19 protein-coding genes are annotated in these 21,268 nt (G+C 70.3%); 10 read left to right on the top strand and 9 right to left on the bottom strand.

Annotated elements, in window-relative coordinates:
- Nucleotides 1–12: 12 nt before the first annotated feature.
- The 5 genes from ACZ7OI_RS29020 to ACZ7OI_RS29000 all read right to left on the bottom strand — a co-directional run bounded on the left by ACZ7OI_RS29020 (nucleotide 13) and on the right by ACZ7OI_RS29000 (nucleotide 5,360).
- Nucleotides 13–1,011, bottom strand: coding sequence for a DUF3558 family protein (locus ACZ7OI_RS29020; protein WP_470267314.1), 999 nt, complete (start codon nucleotides 1,009–1,011; stop codon nucleotides 13–15).
- An 88-nt stretch (nucleotides 1,012–1,099) separates the two neighbouring features.
- The gene (locus tag ACZ7OI_RS29015; RefSeq protein WP_470267313.1) at nucleotides 1,100–1,996 is read right to left on the bottom strand and encodes a DMT family transporter; all 897 of its coding nucleotides are present in this window, start codon (nucleotides 1,994–1,996) and stop codon (nucleotides 1,100–1,102) included.
- Nucleotides 1,997–2,200: 204 nt separating this feature from the next.
- On the bottom strand, nucleotides 2,201–2,701 hold the full coding sequence (locus ACZ7OI_RS29010; RefSeq protein WP_470267312.1) for a GNAT family N-acetyltransferase: 501 nt from the start codon (nucleotides 2,699–2,701) through the stop codon (nucleotides 2,201–2,203).
- A gap of 52 nt (nucleotides 2,702–2,753) precedes the next feature.
- Nucleotides 2,754–4,433 (bottom strand): DUF885 domain-containing protein, encoded by a 1,680-nt coding sequence (locus tag ACZ7OI_RS29005; protein WP_470267311.1) that lies wholly within the window; start codon nucleotides 4,431–4,433, stop codon nucleotides 2,754–2,756.
- A 42-nt stretch (nucleotides 4,434–4,475) separates the two neighbouring features.
- The gene (locus tag ACZ7OI_RS29000) at nucleotides 4,476–5,360 is read right to left on the bottom strand and encodes a methylenetetrahydrofolate reductase (protein WP_470267310.1); all 885 of its coding nucleotides are present in this window, start codon (nucleotides 5,358–5,360) and stop codon (nucleotides 4,476–4,478) included.
- A 102-nt stretch (nucleotides 5,361–5,462) separates the two neighbouring features.
- Between ACZ7OI_RS29000 and merB the strand changes: the two genes are divergently transcribed.
- The 4 genes from merB to ACZ7OI_RS28980 all read left to right on the top strand — a co-directional run bounded on the left by merB (nucleotide 5,463) and on the right by ACZ7OI_RS28980 (nucleotide 9,668).
- Nucleotides 5,463–6,107 carry an organomercurial lyase gene (gene merB, locus ACZ7OI_RS28995; protein WP_470267309.1) on the top strand — a complete coding sequence of 215 codons (645 nt, stop codon included), beginning with the start codon at nucleotides 5,463–5,465 and terminating at the stop codon, nucleotides 6,105–6,107.
- A gap of 71 nt (nucleotides 6,108–6,178) precedes the next feature.
- A complete protein-coding gene (locus ACZ7OI_RS28990) occupies nucleotides 6,179–7,270 on the top strand; it encodes a polyprenyl synthetase family protein (protein ID WP_470267308.1) in 1,092 nt (363 codons plus the stop codon).
- Nucleotides 7,270–8,745 carry a phytoene desaturase family protein gene (gene crtI, locus ACZ7OI_RS28985; RefSeq protein WP_470267307.1) on the top strand — a complete coding sequence of 492 codons (1,476 nt, stop codon included), beginning with the start codon at nucleotides 7,270–7,272 and terminating at the stop codon, nucleotides 8,743–8,745. Before ACZ7OI_RS28990 ends, crtI begins: the two co-directional genes overlap by 1 nt.
- Nucleotides 8,742–9,668 (top strand): phytoene/squalene synthase family protein, encoded by a 927-nt coding sequence (locus tag ACZ7OI_RS28980; RefSeq protein WP_470267306.1) that lies wholly within the window; start codon nucleotides 8,742–8,744, stop codon nucleotides 9,666–9,668. Before crtI ends, ACZ7OI_RS28980 begins: the two co-directional genes overlap by 4 nt.
- Nucleotides 9,669–9,750: 82 nt before the next feature.
- Here ACZ7OI_RS28980 and ACZ7OI_RS28975 read toward each other — a convergent pair whose 3' ends face one another.
- Entirely contained in the window at nucleotides 9,751–10,299 is a 549-nt protein-coding gene (locus tag ACZ7OI_RS28975; protein ID WP_470267305.1) for a CGNR zinc finger domain-containing protein, read from the bottom strand.
- Between the two features lie 22 nt (nucleotides 10,300–10,321).
- On the opposite strand from ACZ7OI_RS28975, the gene ACZ7OI_RS28970 reads away from it, so the two are divergent.
- Complete coding sequence (locus tag ACZ7OI_RS28970; RefSeq protein WP_470267303.1) at nucleotides 10,322–11,473, top strand: MFS transporter; 1,152 nt, start codon at nucleotides 10,322–10,324, stop codon at nucleotides 11,471–11,473.
- On the opposite strand, the gene ACZ7OI_RS28965 is transcribed toward ACZ7OI_RS28970, so the two are convergent.
- From ACZ7OI_RS28965 to ACZ7OI_RS28955, 3 genes are all read right to left on the bottom strand, one after another.
- Entirely contained in the window at nucleotides 11,451–12,572 is a 1,122-nt protein-coding gene (locus tag ACZ7OI_RS28965; protein ID WP_470267302.1) for a S53 family peptidase, read from the bottom strand. The two genes, ACZ7OI_RS28970 and ACZ7OI_RS28965, sit on opposite strands and share 23 nt — an antisense overlap.
- Nucleotides 12,569–14,737 (bottom strand): hypothetical protein, encoded by a 2,169-nt coding sequence (locus tag ACZ7OI_RS28960; protein WP_470267301.1) that lies wholly within the window; start codon nucleotides 14,735–14,737, stop codon nucleotides 12,569–12,571. The genes ACZ7OI_RS28965 and ACZ7OI_RS28960 overlap by 4 nt, the downstream gene beginning before the upstream one ends.
- Before the next feature lie 150 nt (nucleotides 14,738–14,887).
- Nucleotides 14,888–15,256, bottom strand: a complete 369-nt coding sequence (locus ACZ7OI_RS28955) for an Rv2175c family DNA-binding protein (RefSeq protein WP_470267300.1) — start codon at nucleotides 15,254–15,256, stop codon at nucleotides 14,888–14,890.
- Nucleotides 15,257–15,348: 92 nt separating this feature from the next.
- Between ACZ7OI_RS28955 and pknB the strand changes: the two genes are divergently transcribed.
- From pknB to ACZ7OI_RS28930, 5 genes are all read left to right on the top strand, one after another.
- Nucleotides 15,349–17,367 (top strand): Stk1 family PASTA domain-containing Ser/Thr kinase, encoded by a 2,019-nt coding sequence (pknB, locus tag ACZ7OI_RS28950; protein WP_470267299.1) that lies wholly within the window; start codon nucleotides 15,349–15,351, stop codon nucleotides 17,365–17,367.
- Nucleotides 17,364–17,573 (top strand): hypothetical protein, encoded by a 210-nt coding sequence (locus tag ACZ7OI_RS28945; protein ID WP_037809693.1) that lies wholly within the window; start codon nucleotides 17,364–17,366, stop codon nucleotides 17,571–17,573. Before pknB ends, ACZ7OI_RS28945 begins: the two co-directional genes overlap by 4 nt.
- A 66-nt stretch (nucleotides 17,574–17,639) precedes the next feature.
- Nucleotides 17,640–19,115 (top strand): flotillin family protein, encoded by a 1,476-nt coding sequence (locus ACZ7OI_RS28940; protein ID WP_470267298.1) that lies wholly within the window; start codon nucleotides 17,640–17,642, stop codon nucleotides 19,113–19,115.
- Nucleotides 19,115–19,798: a hypothetical protein gene (locus ACZ7OI_RS28935; RefSeq protein WP_470267297.1), complete on the top strand. Its 684-nt coding sequence runs from the start codon at nucleotides 19,115–19,117 to the stop codon at nucleotides 19,796–19,798. The genes ACZ7OI_RS28940 and ACZ7OI_RS28935 overlap by 1 nt, the downstream gene beginning before the upstream one ends.
- Before the next feature lie 119 nt (nucleotides 19,799–19,917).
- Entirely contained in the window at nucleotides 19,918–21,198 is a 1,281-nt protein-coding gene (locus tag ACZ7OI_RS28930; RefSeq protein ID WP_470267296.1) for a wax ester/triacylglycerol synthase family O-acyltransferase, read from the top strand.
- Nucleotides 21,199–21,268: the final 70 nt, after the last annotated feature.

The raw sequence follows: 21,268 nt of genomic DNA, 5'->3' as shown, positions 1-21,268 counted from the left end.
TGGGCCTAGCTGTCAGGCGTGTCCGAGTGACGGGGCCACCGTCTTGGCCACCGCGACCGCCTTCGTGCAAGCGGTGGCGGTGTCGAGGCCGCTTTCGGGCTCGCCGCTGAACTGCACGGAGACGATCTCGCCGTACCCGCGAGCCTCGTCCTCCTTCGGGGTCTCGACCTTGCGCCAGGTCGCGTCGCAGCTGACCACGCTGCTGTCCGCGTCCTTCTTCTGGACGGCCGTGACGCCGCCGCCGAGGTCGGCGGGCTGGCCGTCCCCGGCGTCGGCGGGCAGGCCTTGGTACAGATGCACCGACACCTGCGGGTAATGGGTGCCGTCGCCGGACCAGAAGTCGCATTCGTGCAGGCTCTTGGGCTCCACGAAAGACTTCTGCCCCAGCGCGGCCTCCACGGCCTGCTTGCCCGCCGCCGCGCACGGATCGGTCGTCAGCACGGAGCCGGGCGCCTGCTTGTACTGCGGCGGGGAGCTGTGCAGGGCCTGCACGACCTTGGCCAGCGCCGCGCGTCCGGGCGCGCAGGCGTCGCCAGGGGACTTGGTCTGGAACGTGATCCCCAGCGACTGTTCGAACGACGTCACGACCGAGACCCAGCACGACCCGGGCTTGTCGCCGTCGACGACCAGCGGAAGGCCTTCGAGCTTCTCGGACGGGTCCTTCGACATGATCAGCTGGTCGCCGACGCGCAGCACCAGTTCGACGGTCTTGCCGCCGGCGTCCTTGACGTTGACGCTGCACTCGCCCCATTCGGAGGAGGAAAGGCTCGACTGGTCCGGTGCGCCGACGCCGCTGAGGGTCTTGCTGTCCAGCAGCGCGCACGGATCCACGGTCCGCAGGGCCGCCGCCTGCACGGCGGGGTCGGTGATCGGGGGTTTCGCGGCGGAAGCGGGAGAGTCAGCTGCGGCGGTGCCCGCGGTCGAGCCGCCGCCGCAGCCGGCGAGCAAGGCGAGCAGAGCCACCCCAGCAGCCAGCGCCGATGCCCGGAATATTCGGTTTTCGGTGATCATGAGCGGCACCGTAGCCGAGTTGCTCACCCGTTCGTGGCGAAATCTCCAAGAATGCGGACAGTCCGTGAATGATGATCCTCGGGCGTCGTCACCGAGGTTCAGGCCGCCAGTAGCCGACCGCGAGCGCCGCCACGAGCAGCACCGCGCCGGCCCACGCGAACCCGCTCAGCCGTTCGTGCAGGAAAACGACCGAAAGCACGGATGCCGTCAGCGGTTCCAGCAGCGCGGACAGCGCGCCCAGCACCGGGTGGGCGCCGCCGAGGCCGCGGAAGTACGCGGCATACGCGACAGCTGTCGGGACAACGCCGAAGTACACGGCCAGCAGCAGCACGTCGGCGCTGGCGGGCAGGCCCATGCCGAGCCACAGCGCGGCGGGCGTCAGCAGCAAACCGCCGGTCAGGCAACCGAATGCCGTGGTAGCCAACGGGTCGAGGCCGTCGACGGGCTTCGCGGTGACGAGCGTGAGCACGGCGAACCCGGTCGCCGCGAGCAGTGCGAATCCGAGACCGCCGACCAGCCGGAAAGGTGACGTCGCGGTTTCCGGTGACCAGCGCAGCAGCACCAGCCCCGCGACGGCGCCTCCGACGGACACCAGGGTCCACAGCCGGGGTGCGCGGCGGTGCCGCACCGCGGAAAACACAGTGAGCACAACGGGTGCGGCACCGATCGTGGTCATCGTCGCCGTGCTGACTGAGCTGAGTGCGACGGCGGCGAAGTAGCTGGCTTGGAAGAGTGCGAAGAGGGCGCCGATGAGGACGAGGCGGTGCCAGTTTTGCTTGGTGGGAAGGCGAAGCCCGCCGGTGAGAGCGACGTAGACCGCGCTCGCGGCGCCGCCGATGAGCAGGCGGTAGGCGGCGACGGACAGCGGGTGCAGGCCGGCTTGCTGGGCGAGAAGCGAGCCGGACAGGCCTCCGGTTCCCCAGAGCACGCCGGCGACGACTAGGGCGGCCGACGAACGGGCGCGCGAAGGTACGGAAACAGACATTCGGAAGAGGGCTCCTGCGTCGAAGGAATCGGAGATCGACGACGCGGGGCAGCGTGCGTTGGCCGGTTCAGGACGTCATCCGGTGGCCGCGGGCCCGGTTTCGGGCGCACGCGGCGAAAACTGCCCCGCTCAGGCGCGCGGAGGTGGGGTGACGAGGAAGATCCGGTGCACGGACGGGAGCTTAACCAGAGGCAGAGGAGGCGATCAACGGGTTTGTGGCGTGCGGCGCCAGCGGATTTCGCCGTCCTGCCATTCGTCGGTGGCGGTGAGCCCGGCCGCGGCGGCGACGGCGGCGGAAGCCCGGTTTTCCGGGTGGACGTGGGCGACGATCGCGTCCACCGGCTGCAGGAGCAACCAGTCCACGAGTCCTCGCGCGGCTTCGGTGGCGATGCCCCGGCCCTGCCACGGAGTTCCCACCACCCAGGCGATTTCGGCGACAGAGCCGTCGATCGTCGCCTGAACAGTGCCCGCCAGGCCGGAATCGCGCAGCCGGATCACCCAGTTCAGCCAGGAGACCGCCGGGTCGGGCGAGCCCGCGGTCATCCGCTGGTACCGCGAACGGAGAGCTGCCACCGAGTCCGGGGCACCGCCGATATAGGTGTGCAGGGCCGGATCGGACAGGACGAGAGCCATCTCCTCGGCATGCGAGACGGACAGCGGCACCAGGTCGAACCGGGCGGTTTCGATGAGCTGAGCGGTGATCATAGGAAGCAGACACCCGGGCCGGCGCGGGAAACACCGGCCCGGGAAAGCAGTCTCAGTCCAGCTGCGCCAGCTGCTCGCGCAGAGTGTCCAGTCCCATGCCGCCCATCTGCAGGGCCTTGGTGTGGAACTGCTTGATGTCGAATGCCGAACCCTGCCGCGCGCGGGCGTCGTCGCGGGCAGCGAGCCACAGGCGTTCGCCGAGTTTGTACGCGGGGGCCTGGCCCGGCCAGCCGAGGTAGCGGTCGATCTCGTCGTGGATGTGCGCGTGGTCGGTGATCGTGCGGGTCAGCATGAACTCCAGGCCCAGCTCGGGCGTCCAGCGCTCGCCTTCGTGGAAGCCGGTGCCCGCCGGGATTTCCAGTTCCAGGTGCATGCCGAGGTCGACCACGACGCGCGCGGCGCGGAACATCTGCTCGGACAGCATCCCCAGCAGGTTGCCGTCGTCCGAGAGGTAGCCCAGTTCCTCCATCAGGCGTTCCGCGTACAGCGCCCAGCCTTCGCCGTGCGCCGAAATGAACGTCATCAGCCGCTGGTACTTCGTGAGCGTCTCGGCCTGGTTGACCGCGGTCGCGATCTGCAGGTGGTGGCCCGGGACGCCCTCGTGGTAGACCGTCGAGACCTCGCGCCAGGTCGTGAACTCGTTGCGGTCCGCGGGAAGCGACCACCACATCCGGCCGGGACGGCTGAAGTCCTCGCTCGGTCCGGTGTAGTACGCGCCGACACCGCCGCCGGGCGGGGCGATCTTGCACTCCAGCGCCATCAGCCGGTCCGGGATGTCGAAGTGCTTGCCGCGCAACGACTTCAGCGCGTCGTCGGACAGCTGCTGCATCCACGCCTCGAACTGCGGACGGCCCTGCACGCGATAGCGCGGGTCGGCGTCGAGCACCGCGGCGGCCTCCGCGGGCGTCGCGCCGGGCTTGATGCGGTTCGCGACCGCGCGCATTTCCGTTTCCAGCCGAGAGAATTCGTGCCAGCCCCACTCGTAGGCCTCGCGCAGGTCCAGCTCCGCGCCGATGAAGTAGCGCGACCACAGGCGGTAGGTGTCCTCGCCGACGGCGTCCTTGACCGGGGCCTTCGGGGCGAGTTCGGCGCGCAGGAATCCGGCGAACTCCGCGAACGCCTCGTCCGCCGCCCGCGCGCCCGCGGCCAGTTCGGACTTCAGCGAATCGACACCCGCGCCGGCGACCATGCTGGCGAAGAAACCGGGGCCGTCCTTGAGCCCGGCCCAGGTCTCGCACTGCTCGGCGACCTTCGAAACCTGCCGCAGCGCCGAAACCCGCCCCTTGTCGGCCGAGGCCAGCAGCGACGCGCGGACGCCGGCCAGCGCCTCGGGCACCTTCGGCAGCCGGGCCGCGACGTTCGCCCAGTCGTCCGGGGTGTCGGTCGGCATCAGGTCGAAGACCATCCGCAGGCCCTGCACCGGGCTCTCGATCACGTTGAGCGAAGCGGCGTCGAGACCCGCTTCGTGGATCTCCAACTCGAGGCCGATCCGCTCGCTGAACACGGCCTTCGCGACCCGCTCCCCCGCGTCCGCCGGTTCCGCGGCGGTCACCGCGGCCAGCGCGCGCCGCGCCAGGTCCGCGCGGGCGTCGTGGCCCGCGGGCGAATAGTCGGTCAGCTGGTCGTCGTAGCCCGCGACGCCGAGCATGGTGGCCGCGACCGGGTCCACGGCCACGTAATCGTCGACGTACCGGTCGCAGATCTCCGGAACGCTCTGTTCGGTGGAAGCCATGTCCGGCACGCTACCGGCCGGAGGCGCCCCGAGCCCACGGAGTTACGCGCGGGCGGGCACCAGTCCGAGCCGGGTGACCACCTCGCGCGTCGCCTTGGACCGGTTGAAGGTGTAGAAGTGCAGGTCGGGAACGCCTTCGGCGATCAGTTTCTCGCACAGTTCGGTGACCCAGTCGATGCCTGCCGCACGGAAGGCCTTCGGGTCGTCGGAGAACGGTTCGAGCCGGTCCAGCAGCCGCTGTGACGCGGGAGCGCCGGACAGCTTGATCGTGGTGTGCAAGGTTCGCAGGGTGGTCAGCGGCATGATGCCGGGCAGCACGAGCGCGTCGCAGCCCGCGGCGGCGACCCGGTCGCGCAGCCGCAGGAAGTCCTCTGCCTCGAAAAACAGCTGCGCGATCGCGAAATCGGCTCCCGCGCGGAACTTGCGGACCAGGTGTTTCGTGTCCGTTTCCAGGTCCGCCGAACGCGGGTGGCCGTACGGGAACGCCGAGACGCCGACGCAGAAGTCGCCGAGCGAGCGGACCAGCTCGACCAGTTCCTCGGCGTAGGTGAGGCCCTCGGGGTGCGGCACCCAGTCGCCGTAGACGTCGCCCGGCGGGTCGCCGCGCAGGGCGAGGATGTTGCGGACGCCGACCGCCGCGTACCAGCCGATCACGTTCCGCAGTTCGGACACCGAATGGTCGACCGCCGTCAGGTGGGCCATCGGGCAGAGCGTGGTTTCGGTGGCGACGCGGGCGATGCTGCGGATGGTGCCGTCGCGGCTCGAACCGCCCGCGCCGTAGGTGATCGACATGTACGCAGGGTCCAGCGGTTCCAGCTCGCGGATCGCCTTCCAGAGGACAGCCTCGTCGGCCTCGTCGCGGGGAGGGAAGAACTCGACGGAGAACGCGGGCCCGTCCCCCCGCAGCCTTTCGATCACCGACGTCATGGGGTGAAATTCTAGTGGCTCGCCTCGACGCGCGGCAGAGCTGCCGGGTGGGCTTGGCCACGCGCGTACCGTCAGGGGCGAACCCTCCGGGGAGGCGAGCCCATGAGCAGTGAAGACGATCTGGCCTGGGACGAAGACGTGCGCGTGGCCGTCTACCGCGCGTTCGCCTCGCGCGGGCGCCCGCCCACCGCGCCCGAGCTGGCCGGCGCCGCGCACGGGTCGCTCGCGGTGGCGAAACAGGCGCTGCACCGGATGGCCGACCCGAGATGGCTGTGGCTCGACGAATGCGAGCACGTGGCGCTGGCCGCGCCGTTCGCGGCGGTCCCGCTCGGGTTCGCGGTGATGGGCGAGCACACCATGTGGTGGGGCGGGTGCGCCTGGGATTCGTTCGCGATCCCGCACCTCGTCTCCGGCGAGCCCGAGGTGCTGGTGGCGACGCGCTGTCCCGGCTGCGGCGAGCCGTCCGCGCTGGTCGTGCGGCGGGACCGGCCGCCCGAGGGCGCGCAGGTCGCGTACTTCCCGGCCTCGCCCGACCGGCTCGCGGGCGATCGCTCCCGACAGCGGCTGTACTGCGCCGAGTCCTGTGTGGACAGTCCGGGCGAGGTGCTCGGGCTCGACGCGCTGTGGCATCTCGCGAAGGACTGGTACGCGGGCTGCCTCGAACCCGGCTACCGGCCGCGCGGACCGGCCGAGGCGGCGGAATACTTCGCGGCGAGCGGGAGCCCTGACGCGTTCCGGAGCGGCTGAGCGCGTCTGGTGCGCCACATCCGGGGGCGCCCGGCGTGACCCCGGCCGCCCTCGTCCCGGAGGATGAAGGCATGGACGCGCCCGGATTCGACGCCGATCTCCCCGTGCACGTGGAGCGTGCGCTGGCCGATTTCCTCGGCCGGGCGGGGACCGAGATCCTGCGCACCGAGCCGAGCGTCGCGGCCGGGATCGAGGCGCTGTCCGGTTTCGTGCTGGGCGGCGGCAAGCGGATCCGCCCGACGTTCGCCTGGTGGGGCTGGCGCGGCGCGGGCGGCGCGGCTTCCGGCCCGCTCGCCGAGGGCGCGCTGCAGGCGGTGGCGAGCCTGGAGCTGATCCAGGCGTGCGCGCTGATCCACGACGACCTCATCGACTCCTCCGACTCGCGCCGCGGCAGGCCGACCGTGCACGTGGCCGCCGAGAAACTGCACGCCGACCGCGGCTGGCTCGGTTCGCCGTCGGTGTTCGGGCTGGCCAGCGCGGTGCTGGTGGGCGACCTGGCGCTGGCCTGGGCCGACGACATGTTCGCCGAAGCCCCGCTGCCCGCGGCCACGATCGCGGCGGCTCGCCCGGCTTGGCGCGCGATGCGCACGGAAGTCCTCGCCGGGCAGTACCTCGACGTGCGCACGCAGGCCGTCGGCGACGCTTCGCCCGAGGCCGCGCTGCGGATCGACCGGCTCAAGACCGCCGCGTACACCGTCCAGCGGCCGCTGCACCTCGGCGCCTCGCTCGCCGGGGCGGACGACCGGCTGATCGCCACGCTGCTGGAGTTCGGCGGCGACGTCGGCGTCGCTTTCCAGCTGCGCGACGACCTGCTCGGCGTGTTCGGCGACCCGTCGGTGACCGGCAAGCCCGCCGGCGACGACCTGCGCGAGGGCAAGCGCACCCTGCTCGTGGCGCTGGGCCTGCAACTGGCCGCGGAGCGGGGCGACCTCGCCGCGGCCAAGGTGATCGCCGACGCGATCGGGGCGGCCGACCTGACCAGCGGCACCGTGGACCAGGTGCGCGAGGCGCTGACCTCGGTCGGCGCGGTGGCCGCGGTGGAGCGCCAGATCGACGAGCTGACCGCCTCCGCGAACTCCGCGCTGGAACGCGCGCACCTGGCCGAGCCCGCCCCGTCGGCGCTCGCCGGACTGATCCGGCTGGCTACCCAGCGGAACTTCTGATGCGGACGGTGAACGGGCCCGCCGACCACGTGGTGGTCGTCGGCGCGGGGCTGGCCGGGCTGTCGGCGACCTTGCACCTGCTCGGCGCGGGACGGCGGGTGACGCTGCTGGAGCAGCAGAAGATGCCCGGCGGACGGGCCGGGCAGCAGGACTTCGGCGCGAACGCGGTCGACACCGGGGCCAGCGTGCTGACCATGCCGGAATTGGTGGACGAAGCACTGCACGCGGTCGGCGAATCATTGGCCGACACTGTGCCGCTGACCAGGCTCGATCCGGCGTACCGTGCTCGCTTCGCCGACGGCAGCACGCTCGCCGTGCACACCGACGGCGACGCGATGGAAGCCGAGATCCGGTCGTTCGCCGGTCCGGCCGAGGCGGACGGCTACCGGCGGCTGCGGCGGTGGCTCACCGAGCTGTACGCGGCGCAGAAGGACCACTTCATCGGCGCGAACTTCGATTCGCCGCTGGATCTTGTCCGGCCGGAACTGGTGAAGCTCGCCGCGCTAGGCGGCTTCGGCCGGTTAGGACCGCGCGTCTCCAGCTTCTTGCGTGACGAGCGTGTACGACGGCTCTTCTCATTCCAAGCCCTGTACGCAGGCCTCGACCCCACGCGTGCGCTCGGCGCGTACGGCGTCATCGCGTACATGGACACTGTCGGCGGCGTCTACTACCCGCGCGGCGGCATGGGCGCTATCGCCCGCGCGATGTCCGACGCAGCGACGCGCGCTGGAGCCGAGCTGCGGTTCGGTACAGAAGCTGCGTGGCTTGAGCGAGTGTCGTCGCGCGTACGCGCTGTACGCACGCGTTCGGGCGAGCGTATTGAGTGTGACGCCGTGGTGCTCGCGACAGAGCTTTCGGCGGCGTACCGGCTGATCGGCGCGCGTCCGCGACGCGTGCTGCCGTTGAAGTACTCGCCGTCGGCGTTCGTGCTGCACGGGCACGCGGACCGTTCGTGGCCGGAACTGGATCACCACACGATCTTCTTCGGCCAGGCTTGGGAACGGACCTTCGCCGAGATCGTTCGCGAGGGCAAGCTGATGAGCGATCCGTCGCTGCTGGTCACGCGCCCGACCGCGACGGAGCCGACGCTCGCCGGCGACGGCGGCGAGATCGTCTCCGTGCTCGCTCCGGCTCCGAACCTGAACACCGGCCCGATCGACTGGGCGCGCGTCGGTCCGGCTTATCGCGAAGAACTGGTGCGGACGCTGGAATCGCGCGGGCTCACCGGGTTCCGCGAAACCTACATTGTGGACGAACAGCTCACTCCGGCCGACTGGGCGTCGCGCGGGTTGGCCGCCGGGACACCGTTCTCGCTCGCGCACACCTTCAGCCAGACCGGCCCGTTCCGGCCCGCGAACCTGGTGCGGGCGGCGGAAAACGTGGTGCTCGCCGGATGCGGGACGACACCCGGCGTCGGCATCCCGCCGGTGCTGATCTCCGGACGGCTCGCCGCGGAAAGGATCACCGGCCGGTGAGCGAGCTCGACGCGGCTGGCATCGCCGAGCCCGCGCTGCGTTCTGCCTACACGGAGTGCCGGCGCATCAACGCCCATCACGGCCGCACGTTTTTCCTTGCCACGCGGCTGCTTCCGGCGCGTGCGCGGCCGGCCGCGCACGCGCTGTACGGCTTCGCGCGGATGGCCGACGAACTGGTCGACAACCCCGAACCCGGCACCGATCCGGCGGTCGCGCTGGACAAGGTCGCCGGGCTCGTCGACGAGGTTTACGACGGAAGCGTCCCGGCCGATCCGGTGCTGGCGGCGCTCGCGGACACGGTGCGCCGCTACGACATCCGGCGTGATTTGGTGGATGCGTTTCTGCATTCCATGCGGATGGATCTGACGGTTTCCGAGTATGCGACGTACGCCGACCTTGGCGAGTACATCTACGGTTCGGCTTGTGTGATCGGGCTGCAGATGCTGCCGGTGTTCGGGACTGTCGTGCCGGTGGAAGAGGCTTCGCCGAGTGCGGCGGCGTTGGGGGAAGCGTTTCAGCTGACGAATTTCCTGCGGGACGTCGGCGAGGATCTCGACCGCGGGCGGTTGTATCTGCCCACGGAGGAATTGGCGGCGTTCGGGGTGGACCGGGCGGTGTTGCTGGACGCGCGGCGGAGCGGGCGGCCGGATTCCCGGGTGCGGGCGGCGCTTGCGGTGGCGGTTTCGCGGACTCGGGCGGTGTATCGGCGGGCCGAGGCGGGGATTCCGTTGCTGCGGCCGGAATCTCGGCCTTGCGTGCGGACGGCTGTCACGCTGTACGAAGGCATTCTGGACGAGATCGAGGCGATGGACTACGCCGTGTTGAACCGGCGCGCAGTCGTCGGTAAGGGACGGCGGGTTGCGGTCGCGTTGCCTGCCTTAGTGCGGCGCGCGCTTGGTTCCAGGCCGGGACGCCTTCGCTGACTCGGGCTGATGACCGCGGCGGCGCGTGAGTTGGCGCGGACGATGCAGGTGAACGCCGTCAGGGAAAGGGTTTCCCTGGCGGTCAGGTCAGCCGGGCGCGGTGAGCGGCGACGCGTTCCCTTGTGGCGCAACGGGAAGAGCAGTAACGGCGCGGGCTTCCTCCGCCTAGATGCGCGAAGGGCTTCCCGCACGACGGCGACGCGCACAGGCCGCCGGGGACGCTCTGCCGGTCGGCCAGCAGGGTGGCCAGGGCCAGTGCGGAGGACGTGATCAGCCAGGCTCCCCACGGGCCGTCGTCGGATGAGTCGACGTGCAGGTGCCAGCCGAAGTCGTCGTCGTGCGCGGTCAGGCGCGGGGGTCCGGCGTAGGCGGCGAACAGGGCGTTCAACACCTCGGCGGCCGAAGCGGCGTCCGGCGCGGCGAAGACCTCCCGCAATTCCACCGCGGCGGCACGTAACTCAGCGACCTCGAGCGCGGAAAGCTGGAGCTGCGGTTCGCCGTGCTCTACCAGAACTGCGGCTACCGAATCCGGCGACGGATCCGCGGCCAGCAGCACATCGAGCAGCGCTACGGCACGGCGGACAGCGTCCCGGGCGGAGCGGCCCGCGAAATTCGGCTGCGTTCCAGGCATGAGCCACTGTAACATCTCATTGGTGACAAGCCGTTACAGATTCGCGGCATATCTCACCGGGGCGACCGCTGCGCGCACGGGTGACGAGCTTTCCGGTCCGGCAGTGCTGCTGCTCGGCGTGGGCGCTTCGGGGGCGGTCGCGGGGTCGACGCTGCTGGCCGGGCTCACTGTCGCGGCGGCGGTCGGCGGGCCGGTGCTCGGCGCGGTTCTGGACCGGTCGCGCGCGCCTGGCCGGATCCTCGCGGTGGGGCTGATCGGGTACGCGGTGGGGTTGGCTGCGATCACTGCACTGTTCGGGGCGGTGCCGTTTGCGCTGGTGGTGGGGGTTGCCGTGGTGACGGGGTTGCTGGCACCGGCGATCGGGGGCGGGTGGACGGCGCAGGTGCCCGCGTTGGTGCCCGCACAGAAGCTCGGCAGGGCGAGCACGCTCGACGCGATGACGTTCACTGCGGCGGCGCTCGTCGGGCCGGGGCTCGCGGGACTGCTTGCCACGGCTGCGGGGGCTCCGGTTGCGATGGCCGTCGCCGGGGTGTTGGCGTTGATCGCGGTGCCGTTCGCGTGGCGGCTTCCCCGGAGCAGCGAGAGGCAGCGGCCGCGATTCCTTGAAGCGGCAACGGTTCTGGTGCGCAATCCTGCGTTGCGACAGTCGACCGCCACCTCGACGCTGTCGTGCGTCGGGATCGGGATGGCGTTCGTCTGTTATCCGCTGGTCGGCGAGCAGCGGCTTGGCAGCGCGGGGTACGGAACGTTGTTGCTCGTCGGGTTGTCGGTCGCGTCGTTGGCGGCGAATACGATTCTCTCGCGACGGTCGTATTCTCCGGATCGCGCGGTGCAGTTGAGCACGGTCGCAATCGGGATCGGGTTCGCGGGGGCGGCGGTGGCACCGAATGCGCCGCTGCTGGTGATTGCGGTGGCGCTCACCGGGATTGGCGAAGGACCGCAGCTCGCGTCGTTGTTCGCTGTTCGGCATCGGGAAGCGCCGCCGGAAATGCGGGCGCAGGTGTTCACGACCGCGGCCAGCATCAAAATCGCTGGGATAGCGTTGGGAAATGCGGCGGCCGGGCCGTTGGCGGCCTGCTCCCCCGCTGTCGGATTGATTGCGGCGGCGGGGATGCAGGTGGTCGCGGCGGCGGCGCATCCGTTGTGGACAGTCAGAAAGCAGCTAGCCCGTTAGGGGTTCCGTTCCCGGTCGGGCCGTCATACCCCGGGACGCCGGTGCAGAGGTAGTCTCCGCATTCCTCGAAGACCACGTTGTCTCCGCCGACGACGTCGTTGAGTTCCCCGGCGTACAGCCGCGAAGCGTCCGGATACTGCTCGTGGTGTCCGGCCAAGGCGATGACTCCGGCGATGAACGGGGCGGACGCGCTGGTGCCGCCGATTACCCTCCAGCCGGAGAGGACTGTTGTCTCATAAACAGCCGGGCCGGTGGCGGGATCGGCTACCGCGGCTACGTCGGCGACGGTTCGGCCGGGGCAGTTCGGGTCCCTCTGCCACGCGGGTTTCGCGACCCAGGCCGAACATCCGCTCGACGCGCCCTTCCACACCGATTCGGTCCAGCCGCGTGCGTTGTCCGCTTTGGACAGTGAGGTTCCGCCGACCGCGACGACGCTCGGGTACACCGCCGGCGCACTCGGCACCGAGAAACCGCCGTCGCCGCTCGACGCGACTATCGCCACGCCGGGATGTTGGTAGTGGGCGGCGAAATCGCCGGACCAATGGCTTTCCGGCGCGCCGTAGCTGTTCGACACAATTGTCGCGCCGAGTTTCACGGCCGTGTCCACCGAGGTGCCGAGCGCGTCGAAGGAAGCGTCGTCTCCTTCCACCAGCAGGATTTTGCACTGGGAGCAGGCCGCGGAGGCCATGTCCAGGTCCAGCGCGGTCTCCACTGGCCAATCGCCCTGCCGAGGCGGGAGCGGTGCGGCGTCGCCGTGCTGGTTGACCTTGCGGAAGCAGCCGTTCGCGGTGGTGCATGGCGGGAGGCCGTAGGTTTGTCGATATACCGCCAGGTCTGCTTCGGCGGTCGGGGCGTCGCCAGCGTCGACGATGGCGATCGTCTCGGTTGCGCCGCCGGTGTCGGGCAGGCGGTAGGCAGAACGCAGGTCAGCCGGGCTGTAGCCGTTGGCACGCAAGGCAGCGCGACTGTCCATTTTGGCGTAACACCGAGCGAATCCAGGCGCGGCAGGACCGCAGATGTCGCGCTGGGAGGCGGACGCTACGGACGGGACGAGCGCGGCAAGGACAATCAGCACGGCCAGAAAACTGAGGCGTCTCATCGCTCGGCCTTCCCGACGGTGTAGGCGTTGCTGATCGTCTGCGTGATCGCGTTGCCCGCCAGATCCCGTGCGGTCACCTTCAGCGACGGCGACGTCCCGGCCGGTGGATTCCGCCACATCGCGACGTATTCGCCGAACAGTCCGAAAACTTGCGCTGGCTGCCAGGTGACCCCGTTGTCGACAGAAACCGAAACAGTCGCCGAGGTGATCGGCGAATGCGATCCGGCACCGCTGTAAGCGGCGTGGCCGACGTGCAGTTCAAGCACCTGCAGCGGCGAGGACGACGTCGTGGAGAGATCGGAATCCAGCCGGTAGTCCACAGTCAGCGCGCCGAGGATCCGGCACGGCTGCGTCGGATCGCTTGCCTGGCACCGATGCGGGGACGGCAGTGTGGCGTCGCGAGCGGCCGGGTCGTACTGCAGCGTCAGTTCTGTGCGCAGTTTTCCGGCCTGGCCGACGCCGGGTATCGCGGTCCGGTCGACGTCCAGCACTCCGCGGATGGTCGCTGGCGTTTTCGGCACGTCGACCGACGCGCCGTAGGCGCCGTCCTGATCGAACACTCGCTGATCGTTGCGGTACAAGGAGAAATGCAGCTGCGGTGCGTAGAACAACGGGATCGCGGTGTGGTCCGGTTCGCTGTCGCGCAATTCCGGGATGGCGACCGATATCGTGCCGCCGGAATAACACGCCTCGCACAGCCGGTCCCGCTGCCGCTGTCCGAGACCGGCGGTCAACGGTCCGCGCGACCAGTCGACCGTCGTGGTGCTGCCCGGCCGATAGGTGCGGGGGTCGGCGGTCATGAGCGTGTACGACGAGCCTTTTTGCTCGTACTGCACCCATTGCCTGGTGTGCGTGGTGCCGAGGTAGTCAGTCAGGACGCCCGGGGCGTGGATGAAGAAACCGCTCGCGCCGAGGCCGTGCCGCAGGATCACCGGGTCCACCGGACCGCTGTCGATCGCGACCGGCATGGTGTCGGCGGGATCGGCGTACATCCGGTCCCGGACCGTCGCGAGTTCACTGTCCTTTGTGGAGAACGACTGGTTCTCGGCGATGCCCTCGCTGGCGAACGAAAGATCGACGCGATACCGGTCCTCGGGCTTGGGCGCTTTGCCCGCCCACTGCACGACGTAATGCAGCACGCCCTGAGCCGGCTTCGGCACCGGCCGCACGTACTGCTTGGTCGTGCTGCCCGAGATGCCGACGGCGAATCCGCGGCCGGTCGCGTCCTCTCGGAAGAAGTTGGTGGTGAGCAGTTCCTGGGTCGTCGACTTCGACGGGGCCACCTCGACCTCGGCGGTCGCGTACTTCTCCTCCACGGTCAGGGTCTGCACGCCCGGCGAATCTCCGACGGCGAACCCCTCGACCCACGAGGTCCGCGTGGCGATCACGCTCCCGGTGCTGTCGAAGTCGGAGAAGGTCGCAGAGGCGGCGTAGTTCCCCTCGGGAACCGCGATCCGGGTAACGCCGTCGACGTCGACGTGCCGAAGCAGCTTGGCCGCGGAGTCGGTGTTGATCAGCGAAACGATGCCGTTGACCGAGCGGCCCTGCAGGTCGACGAGGCGGAGTTCGACGATTTTCATCGGATACCGCGGCTGTTGTTCGCGGGGAGCGCCGGCCAGCCGGATCGTCGCGGGCAGCGCACTGCTGCCCGCCGGGCGTCCGGCGGCCGCGTCCTGGGCGAGACGTCGGTGCAGGTCAGCGGTGAATTCCGCGGCCGAAGCGAGATATCCCATCGCGGTGTTCCCGGCGGACGAGGCGAGAGTGATCCCAGGCAACGCCGTCGGAGCCGCACCGGCCGGGAAAGTGATCTCCAGGGGTGTCGGACCCGCCTGCGTTCGAGCTAGCGCGGTGACGTCGAACAGCGATTTGTCCAGCCGCCCGAGAAACGGAACGGCCTCGCTCGGAATGACGTAACGGTCGCCGCCGTCGGTTTGATACGACTGAAAAGCGGCGCGCGACGGCGACGAAAAGGCGTAATTCGTGCCGCCGTCCGGCCCCGGGAAAACCGTGAGCCGGTCCCCCGTCAGCAGAGTCACTTCCCGCGCTTGCGGTGTCGCCGCCGCGAAGGGCGCGGCCGCCGCGGATGGTGCCAGCACAGCGGAACCGCCCAGCGCCAGCGCGATCGACACGACCGCGCGGCGTCTTCCGGAAACCCGTCCTCCCATGCCCGATGCTCCTCTCCAGCATGCGGCAGAGCAGGATTTTCAGGACGGTTTCCGAGGATGGACTGGACCAATTGGCCGCGTCAACGAAAAACGCGGTTTCTGTCCGGAAGGGCAATTGTTGTCAGACCGTCCGGAGCAATGCGGGAAGGCTCAGAACGCCATCGCCTGCGCGCGCCGCTTGACCTCGGTCCCGTGGCTGGTGCGCAGCGCGTTGACCGGCGTGCTGCCCGGCAGCGTGTCGTCGGGGGTGAAGAGCCAGCGGAGCATCTCGGTGCGGCTGAACCCGGAGTCGGCGAGCACGGTGATGGTGCCGCTCAACCCCTTGACGAGACCGTCCTTCACGAAGAAGGCGGCGGGCACGCAGAGTTCGCCCGAGCGCCGGACAGCGATCATCTCGCCGTCCCGCAGCATCTGGCGAACCTTGTTGGCCGACACCCCCAATGCGGCCGCCACCTCCGGCAACGGCTTGACCGCGACCTCGATGTCGAGGATGTCGTCGGCGACAGGAATCCCACTCACACGTGACACTGTGCCACATTCCCCCGTCCGGCCCACTGCTACGCACGGGTGACCCGCCCCGCCGCGCGCGACCTTCCGTACGATTGCCCACCGTGACGCGCACCCAGCCCAGCCTCGTCGGCACTCTGCTCGAACGCCGGTACCGCGTTGACCAGCTGCTGGCCAGGGGCGGGATGTCGGCCGTCTACCGGGGCCTCGACACCCGCCTCGACCGGGCGGTGGCGATCAAGATCATGGATCCGCGCTTCGCCGACGACCGGTCGTTCGTCGACCGGTTCGTGCGCGAAGCGCGTTCGGCCGCCCAGCTGCACCACCCGAACGTGGTCGCCGTGCACGACCAGGGCTTCGACACCCCGGCAGGCCAGGACACCGGCCTCGCCTTCCTGGTGATGGAGCTGGTCAACGGCGGCACGCTGCGCGACCTGCTGGACGAGCAGGGCCAGCTGGACGTCTCGCTCGCGCTGAGCGTCGCGGAGCCGGTGCTGGCCGCGCTGGCCGCCGCGCACGCCGCCGGGCTGGTCCACCGCGACGTCAAGCCCGAGAACGTGCTCATCGGCCGCAGCGGGCAGCTCGCGGGCGGCGTGGTGAAGGTCGGCGACTTCGGCCTGGTCCGCGCGGTGGCCAGCGCGGGCACCACGAGCTCGAGCGTCATCCTCGGCACCGTGGGCTACCTGGCCCCCGAACAGGTCGCCACCGGCGACACCACGGCCCGCAGCGACGTCTATTCGGCGGGCATCCTGCTGTACGAGATGCTCACCGGCCGGCTGCCCTACACCGGCGACACCGCGATCTCGGTCGCCTACCGGCACGTGAACGACGACGTGCCCCGCCCGAGCGAACTGCGGCCGGACCTGCCGCCGGTGCTCGACGACCTGATCCTGCGCGCCACCCGCCGCGACCCGGAGCAGCGCCCGGCCGACGCGAACGAGTTCCTGGCGCAGCTGCAGGCCGCGCGCGCCGAGCTGGGCCTGCAGCCGGTCGCGGTGCCGGTGCCCCCGCCGCCGGACGGCGACCGGGTGTCGGACGTCGAACGCACGCTCCCGAACATCCCCGCCGTCCAGCAGAACGTTCCGCTGGGCCAGCAGACCATGCCGGTCTCCGGGCCTCGCGGCACGCGCGCGATGACCCGCGCCGTTCCCGTCGCGCCTCCCCCGGCCGGTCCGCCGCACGCCGGGCCGCCCGCTCCCGCTCCGGACGAGCCGCGGAAACCGCGCGACAAACGCAAGCTGATCGCGCTGGCGATCGCCGGGGTGCTGGTGCTCGGCGGGCTGATCGGCGCGTTCGCGTTCATCCTCAGCGATTCCAAGGTCACGACCACGACGGTGCCGAAGCTCGCCGGGCTGACCCAGGCCGAGGCGGGCGACCAGCTGCGCGCGGCGAAGCTGAACCCGCGCTACAGCCAGGAGTTCGACAACACCGTCGACGCCAACCGGGTGATCAAGGTGGACCCGGCCCCCGGCACCACGCTCGACCAGGACGCCGCGGTGTCCGTGGTGGTGTCGAAGGGCAAGCCGAAGGTGCCGAACATCCAGGTCGGCACCGCGCTCGACACGGCCACGAAGGCGATCCAAGAACAGAAGCTCACCGTCGTCCAGGGCACGCCGGAGTACAGCGACACCGCGCCCCAGGGCACCGTCGTGAGCGTGAGCCCGGCGGCGGGCACCCCGGTGGACATCGGCGGACAGGTGACGCTGGTGCTGTCCAAGGGCCCGGAGCCGCTTCCGCCGGTCCCGGACGTCACCGGGCGGTCCAAGGACGAGGCGTTCCAGATCCTCAAGCAGTCCGGATTCCAGCCGCAGGACGGCGGCGACGAGTTCTCGCAGACCGTGCCCGCGGGCGCGGTCACCCGCACCGACCCGGGCGCGGGCTCGGCGGGGACCAAGAAGGTCAAGGTCTACGTCTCCAACGCGGTCCAGGTGCCGGACGTCCGGTACCGCACGTTCGACCAGGCCGCCGACATGCTCAAGCAGGCCGGGCTCGACGTCGACCGCAAGGGCGGCGACGGCCACGGGCACGGCGGCGGCTTCGACTTCGTCCTGCAGCAGGACCCGGCCCCCGGCTCGTTCGTGCCCAAGGGCACCAAGGTCAAGATCCGGGGGTTCGGCGGATGATCGGCAGCCGCGGCCGGGTGACCGGCACCGTCGGGCCGGGGCTGATCGGCGAGGTGCTGCTCAGCGTCCGCGGCGGCACCGAGGCCTTTTACGCCTATCCGGCCGAGCCGGACACCACGTTCGCCGTCGGAACACCCGTTCTGGTGGTCGATTTCGAGCCTCCGCGCACGGTCTACGTGGAAAGGTGGCAACCGTTGCGCGCTTGACCGCGTCGCAGTGCTGACGGCGCCTGAGCGCCGTGCCAGCTGAATACGGAAAGTGCGGCGAGGGCTATGGAAATCTGGGTCATCGTGGTGATCGCGGTCGTGGCCGTGATCCTGCTGTTCGGGCTCCTGCGGATCCTCTACAAGGTGGCGGAGCCGAACGAGGCGCTCATCATCTCCGGCTGGGGCGTCCGCGTCGAACGCACCGAAACGGCCGACAGCCTCGGGTTCAAGATCATCACCGGCCGGGGCGTGAACGTGCTGCCGGGCTTCCAGACCGCGCGCAGGCTGTCGCTGGACACCCGAGGGGTGAACCTGCAGGTCTCGTGCGTGACGAAACAGGGTCTTCCGGTCACCGTGCGCGCGGTCGTGATCTACAAGGTCGGCGACGATTTCGCCTCGATCGCGAACGCCGCCCGCCGGTTCCTCGACCAGCAGAAAGGCATGAACGACACCATCCACGAGCTGTTCTCCGGGCATCTGCGCTCGATCGTGGGCGGGCTGACCATCGAGGAGATGATCCACAACCGCGACGCGCTGACCGGCGAGGTCCGCCAGTCGTCGGCGACCGAGATGATCAAGCTCGGGCTGATCGTGGACTCGCTGCAGATCCAGGAGATCGACGACGAGTCCGGCTACATCGTCAACCTCGGCAAACCGCACGCGGCCGCGATCGCCGCCGCCGCGCGGATCGCCGAGGCGCAGCGCGACCAGGAGGCCACCGAGGCCGAGCAGGTCTCCGCCGCGCGCAAGGCGGGCGCGATCCGGGAAAGCCAGATCCAGCAGGCCGGATACCAGGCCGAGGTGGACCAGGCCAAGGCGAAGGCGAGCCAGTCCGGTCCGCTGGCCGAGGCGACCGCGCGCCAGGAGGTCGTGGTCCAGGAGACCAGGGCGGCGGAACTCGAGGCGGCGCTGTCCGAGCAGCGGCTGCAGTCGCAGGTCCGCAAACCGGCCGACGCGAAGGCGTACGAAACGCGCACCACGGCCGACGCGGAACGCGACGCGCAAATCGCCCGCGCGCAGGCACAGGCGAAGGAAACCGAGCTGCGGGCGGGCGCGGACGCGACCCGGGTCAAGACCGCGGCGGACGCCGAAGCGCAGGCGACGAAGGCCCGTGCGGAAGCAAGTGCGAGCGCGACGAAGGCCACTGGTGAGGCCGAAGCGGCGGCCGCCAAGGCGAAGGGCCTCGCGGACGCCGACGCGGCGAAGGCCAAGGGTCTGGCCGAAGCCGAAGCTGCGAAGGCGAAGGGACTTGCCGAGGCCGAGTCGATCAAGGCGCGCGCGGCCGCACTGGCGGAGAACCAGGAGGCTGTGGTAGCACAACAGCTGGCCGAGCGCTGGCCGGAGATCGTCGAAGCGGGCGCGCAGGCCTTCAGCAACATCGACCACATGGTGGTCCTGAACGGCGCGGACGGGATGTCGGACATGTTCACCAAGGCGCTCTCCCTCGGCGGCACGGGCCTCGGCCTCGCCCGCCAGCTGATGGACGCCATGGGCGCCAAGAAGCCCGACTCCGACGGCAGCCTCGCCCCTCGCGAGGACTGATGAGCTTCTTCACGGACGGTCCTCGCGAGCGGCCCCTGTTCCCGGTCCGGGAACGGGAGCTGTTCGGCTACGAGGGCCGTCCGTGGACCGGCCCGCCCGCCGACCACATCGTGCCCGCGCTGGTGCCGTGGGCGACGCCGCTGGGCCGGTCCGAGCGCACCATCGTGGCGCTGCGCGCGGTGGAGGTGTGGCCGGAGGCGATGACGCTGCGGATCGCGGTGTACTCGCGCGACCGCATGGACGGCGCGCCGCTGATCGGCCACCGGCGCATCCCGGACTACAACTCGCTGCTGGTCGGCGTGCTGTTCCCGGACGGCGGACGGGCCAGCTCCGAAACCGTTTCGGTGCCGAGCGCGGGCGAGCCGCACGAGCCGGTGCTGCGCGTCGAGGACGGCAGCGGGTCGGAGTTCCACTACGAGCACCCGGTCTTCGTGTGGCCGCTGCCCAGCGCCGGTCCGGTGAAGCTGATCGTGCAGTGGCTCGACCGCGAGATCCCGGAAACGCACACGAAACTCGACGGCGGACGGCTGCGCGCGGCGGCCCGCGAGGCCGGCGAACTGTGGCCCGGGCTGCCGAAGCGGCCCGGCAACGGCGTCGCGATGCGCCAGATCGCCGCCGAGGTCAATGATTCCGCCGGACCCGGACTGCCGCAGCGGCAGCCGCGCCGTGCCCCGGGCGAGTGAAATCCCGGGAAATTAGCATCCCGGAAACATAACGGCCGTCCGCCGGTCATACCCGAGTAGTGTCGTGACATTCGCCCTCGACATTCGCACTCGACGCCGGACGTTGGAAGGTGGGCCGCATGGCACCTGCCCCGCTCAGCTCGCTCGATGTCGCTTTTCTTTGCCTCTCCAGAGAAACCGCGCCGATGCAGATGGGCGCGGCCCTGGTTTTCGCGCCGGAGGAGCCGATCGATCCGGACCGGCTGACCGCGCTGCTCGCCCGCCGGGCGGCGGAGATTCCGCCGCTGCGCCGGAAAATCCGCGCCGGGCTGTTCCCGCCCGGCTCCGCGACCTGGGTCGACGACCCGGATTTCCGGGCAGTGAAACACATCCACCACCACCGGCTGACCACGCTGTACGACCCGGACCCGCTCCCGGAGTTCGCGGCGAGGTGGATCGCCGAACCGCTCGACCCGCACCGTCCGTTGTGGGAACTCACTGTGGTGACAGGTTTTCCGGACGGCGCCTTCGCGATTTTGCTCAAGCTGCACCACGCGCTCGCCGACGGCGCGGGCGCGTACGCCGTCACGGTCGGACTGCTCGACGGATTGCCGCTCCCGGAGCCCGCACCGGCGATTCCGCAGCCGCGCACGCCGATGGACGCGGTGCGGGATACGTTGGAGACAGCGGGAATCGCGTCGTCGGTGGTCCGGGCGGCCCGGCCGCCGTGCCTGCCGCTGGCCGCACCCGCGACCGCCGAACGGCGTCTCGGTTTCGCCCGGCTGGCCTCGGCTGATCTTCGCCGGATCCGGCGAACGCACGGCGGGACCGCGAATGATGTCGTGCTCGCGGTGTTGTCCGGTGCGTTGCGCGAATGGCTCATCAATCGCGGCATTCGCGCCGCCGGGCTTTCCGTGCGCGCGCTGATTCCCGTGAGCGTGCGCGGGAGATCAGCCGAGCAATGGGGCGGGAACAAGCTTTCCGGCTATTTGTGCGATCTGCCGATCGGAATGGACGATCCGGTGCGGCGATTGGCGCACGTGCGCGCCGCGATGACGCGCAACAAAGCCGCCGGTCCTTCCCGGGGCGCCGGGGCTTTCCCGCTGCTGGCCGACCGGATGCCCGCCGCGCTGCACTGGCTGGGGACGCGGACCGCCGGGCTGGCCGCGCCGCTGCTGTTCGACCTGGTCGTGACGACCGTGCCGGTGCCGCCGGTCCGGCACGCGCTGGCCGGAGCGCCGCTGACGGAGGTCTATCCGTTCGTGCCGCTGGCCCCGCACCAGGCGGTCGGCATAGCGGTGGCGCCCTATCTCGACAATGTCCACATCGGACTGCAGGCGAACGCGGACGCGGTGGACGATCTCGGGTCGCTGCGCGACGCGGTGGCCAAATCGGCGGCGGAACTGCTGGACGCCTCGTGAGCGCTGAACCCGGTTACGGGCGGCCGTCCGTGAAGGGCCCCTTGAGGGAATCTGATTCCCTCAAGGGGCC

Source organism: Amycolatopsis sp. NPDC114503, assembly GCF_055633655.1.
Note: the sequence above shows the minus strand (reverse complement) of the source record. Positions and strands in the feature narration are given on the sequence as shown.

Coding starts and splice junctions, on each gene's coding strand:
- ACZ7OI_RS29020 (WP_470267314.1), bottom strand. CDS start 1,011: ATGATCACCGAAAACCGAATATTCCGGGCATCGGCGCTGGCTGCTGGG.
- ACZ7OI_RS28975 (WP_470267305.1), bottom strand. CDS start 10,299: ATGCCTGGAACGCAGCCGAATTTCGCGGGCCGCTCCGCCCGGGACGCT.
- ACZ7OI_RS29005 (WP_470267311.1), bottom strand. CDS start 4,433: ATGGCTTCCACCGAACAGAGCGTTCCGGAGATCTGCGACCGGTACGTC.
- ACZ7OI_RS28965 (WP_470267302.1), bottom strand. CDS start 12,572: ATGAGACGCCTCAGTTTTCTGGCCGTGCTGATTGTCCTTGCCGCGCTC.
- merB (WP_470267309.1), top strand. CDS start 5,463: ATGAGCAGTGAAGACGATCTGGCCTGGGACGAAGACGTGCGCGTGGCC.
- crtI (WP_470267307.1), top strand. CDS start 7,270: ATGCGGACGGTGAACGGGCCCGCCGACCACGTGGTGGTCGTCGGCGCG.
- ACZ7OI_RS28960 (WP_470267301.1), bottom strand. CDS start 14,737: ATGGGAGGACGGGTTTCCGGAAGACGCCGCGCGGTCGTGTCGATCGCG.
- ACZ7OI_RS28930 (WP_470267296.1), top strand. CDS start 19,918: ATGGCACCTGCCCCGCTCAGCTCGCTCGATGTCGCTTTTCTTTGCCTC.
- ACZ7OI_RS29000 (WP_470267310.1), bottom strand. CDS start 5,360: ATGACGTCGGTGATCGAAAGGCTGCGGGGGGACGGGCCCGCGTTCTCC.
- ACZ7OI_RS29010 (WP_470267312.1), bottom strand. CDS start 2,701: ATGATCACCGCTCAGCTCATCGAAACCGCCCGGTTCGACCTGGTGCCG.
- ACZ7OI_RS29015 (WP_470267313.1), bottom strand. CDS start 1,996: ATGTCTGTTTCCGTACCTTCGCGCGCCCGTTCGTCGGCCGCCCTAGTC.
- ACZ7OI_RS28940 (WP_470267298.1), top strand. CDS start 17,640: ATGGAAATCTGGGTCATCGTGGTGATCGCGGTCGTGGCCGTGATCCTG.
- ACZ7OI_RS28990 (WP_470267308.1), top strand. CDS start 6,179: ATGGACGCGCCCGGATTCGACGCCGATCTCCCCGTGCACGTGGAGCGT.
- ACZ7OI_RS28935 (WP_470267297.1), top strand. CDS start 19,115: ATGAGCTTCTTCACGGACGGTCCTCGCGAGCGGCCCCTGTTCCCGGTC.
- ACZ7OI_RS28945 (WP_037809693.1), top strand. CDS start 17,364: ATGATCGGCAGCCGCGGCCGGGTGACCGGCACCGTCGGGCCGGGGCTG.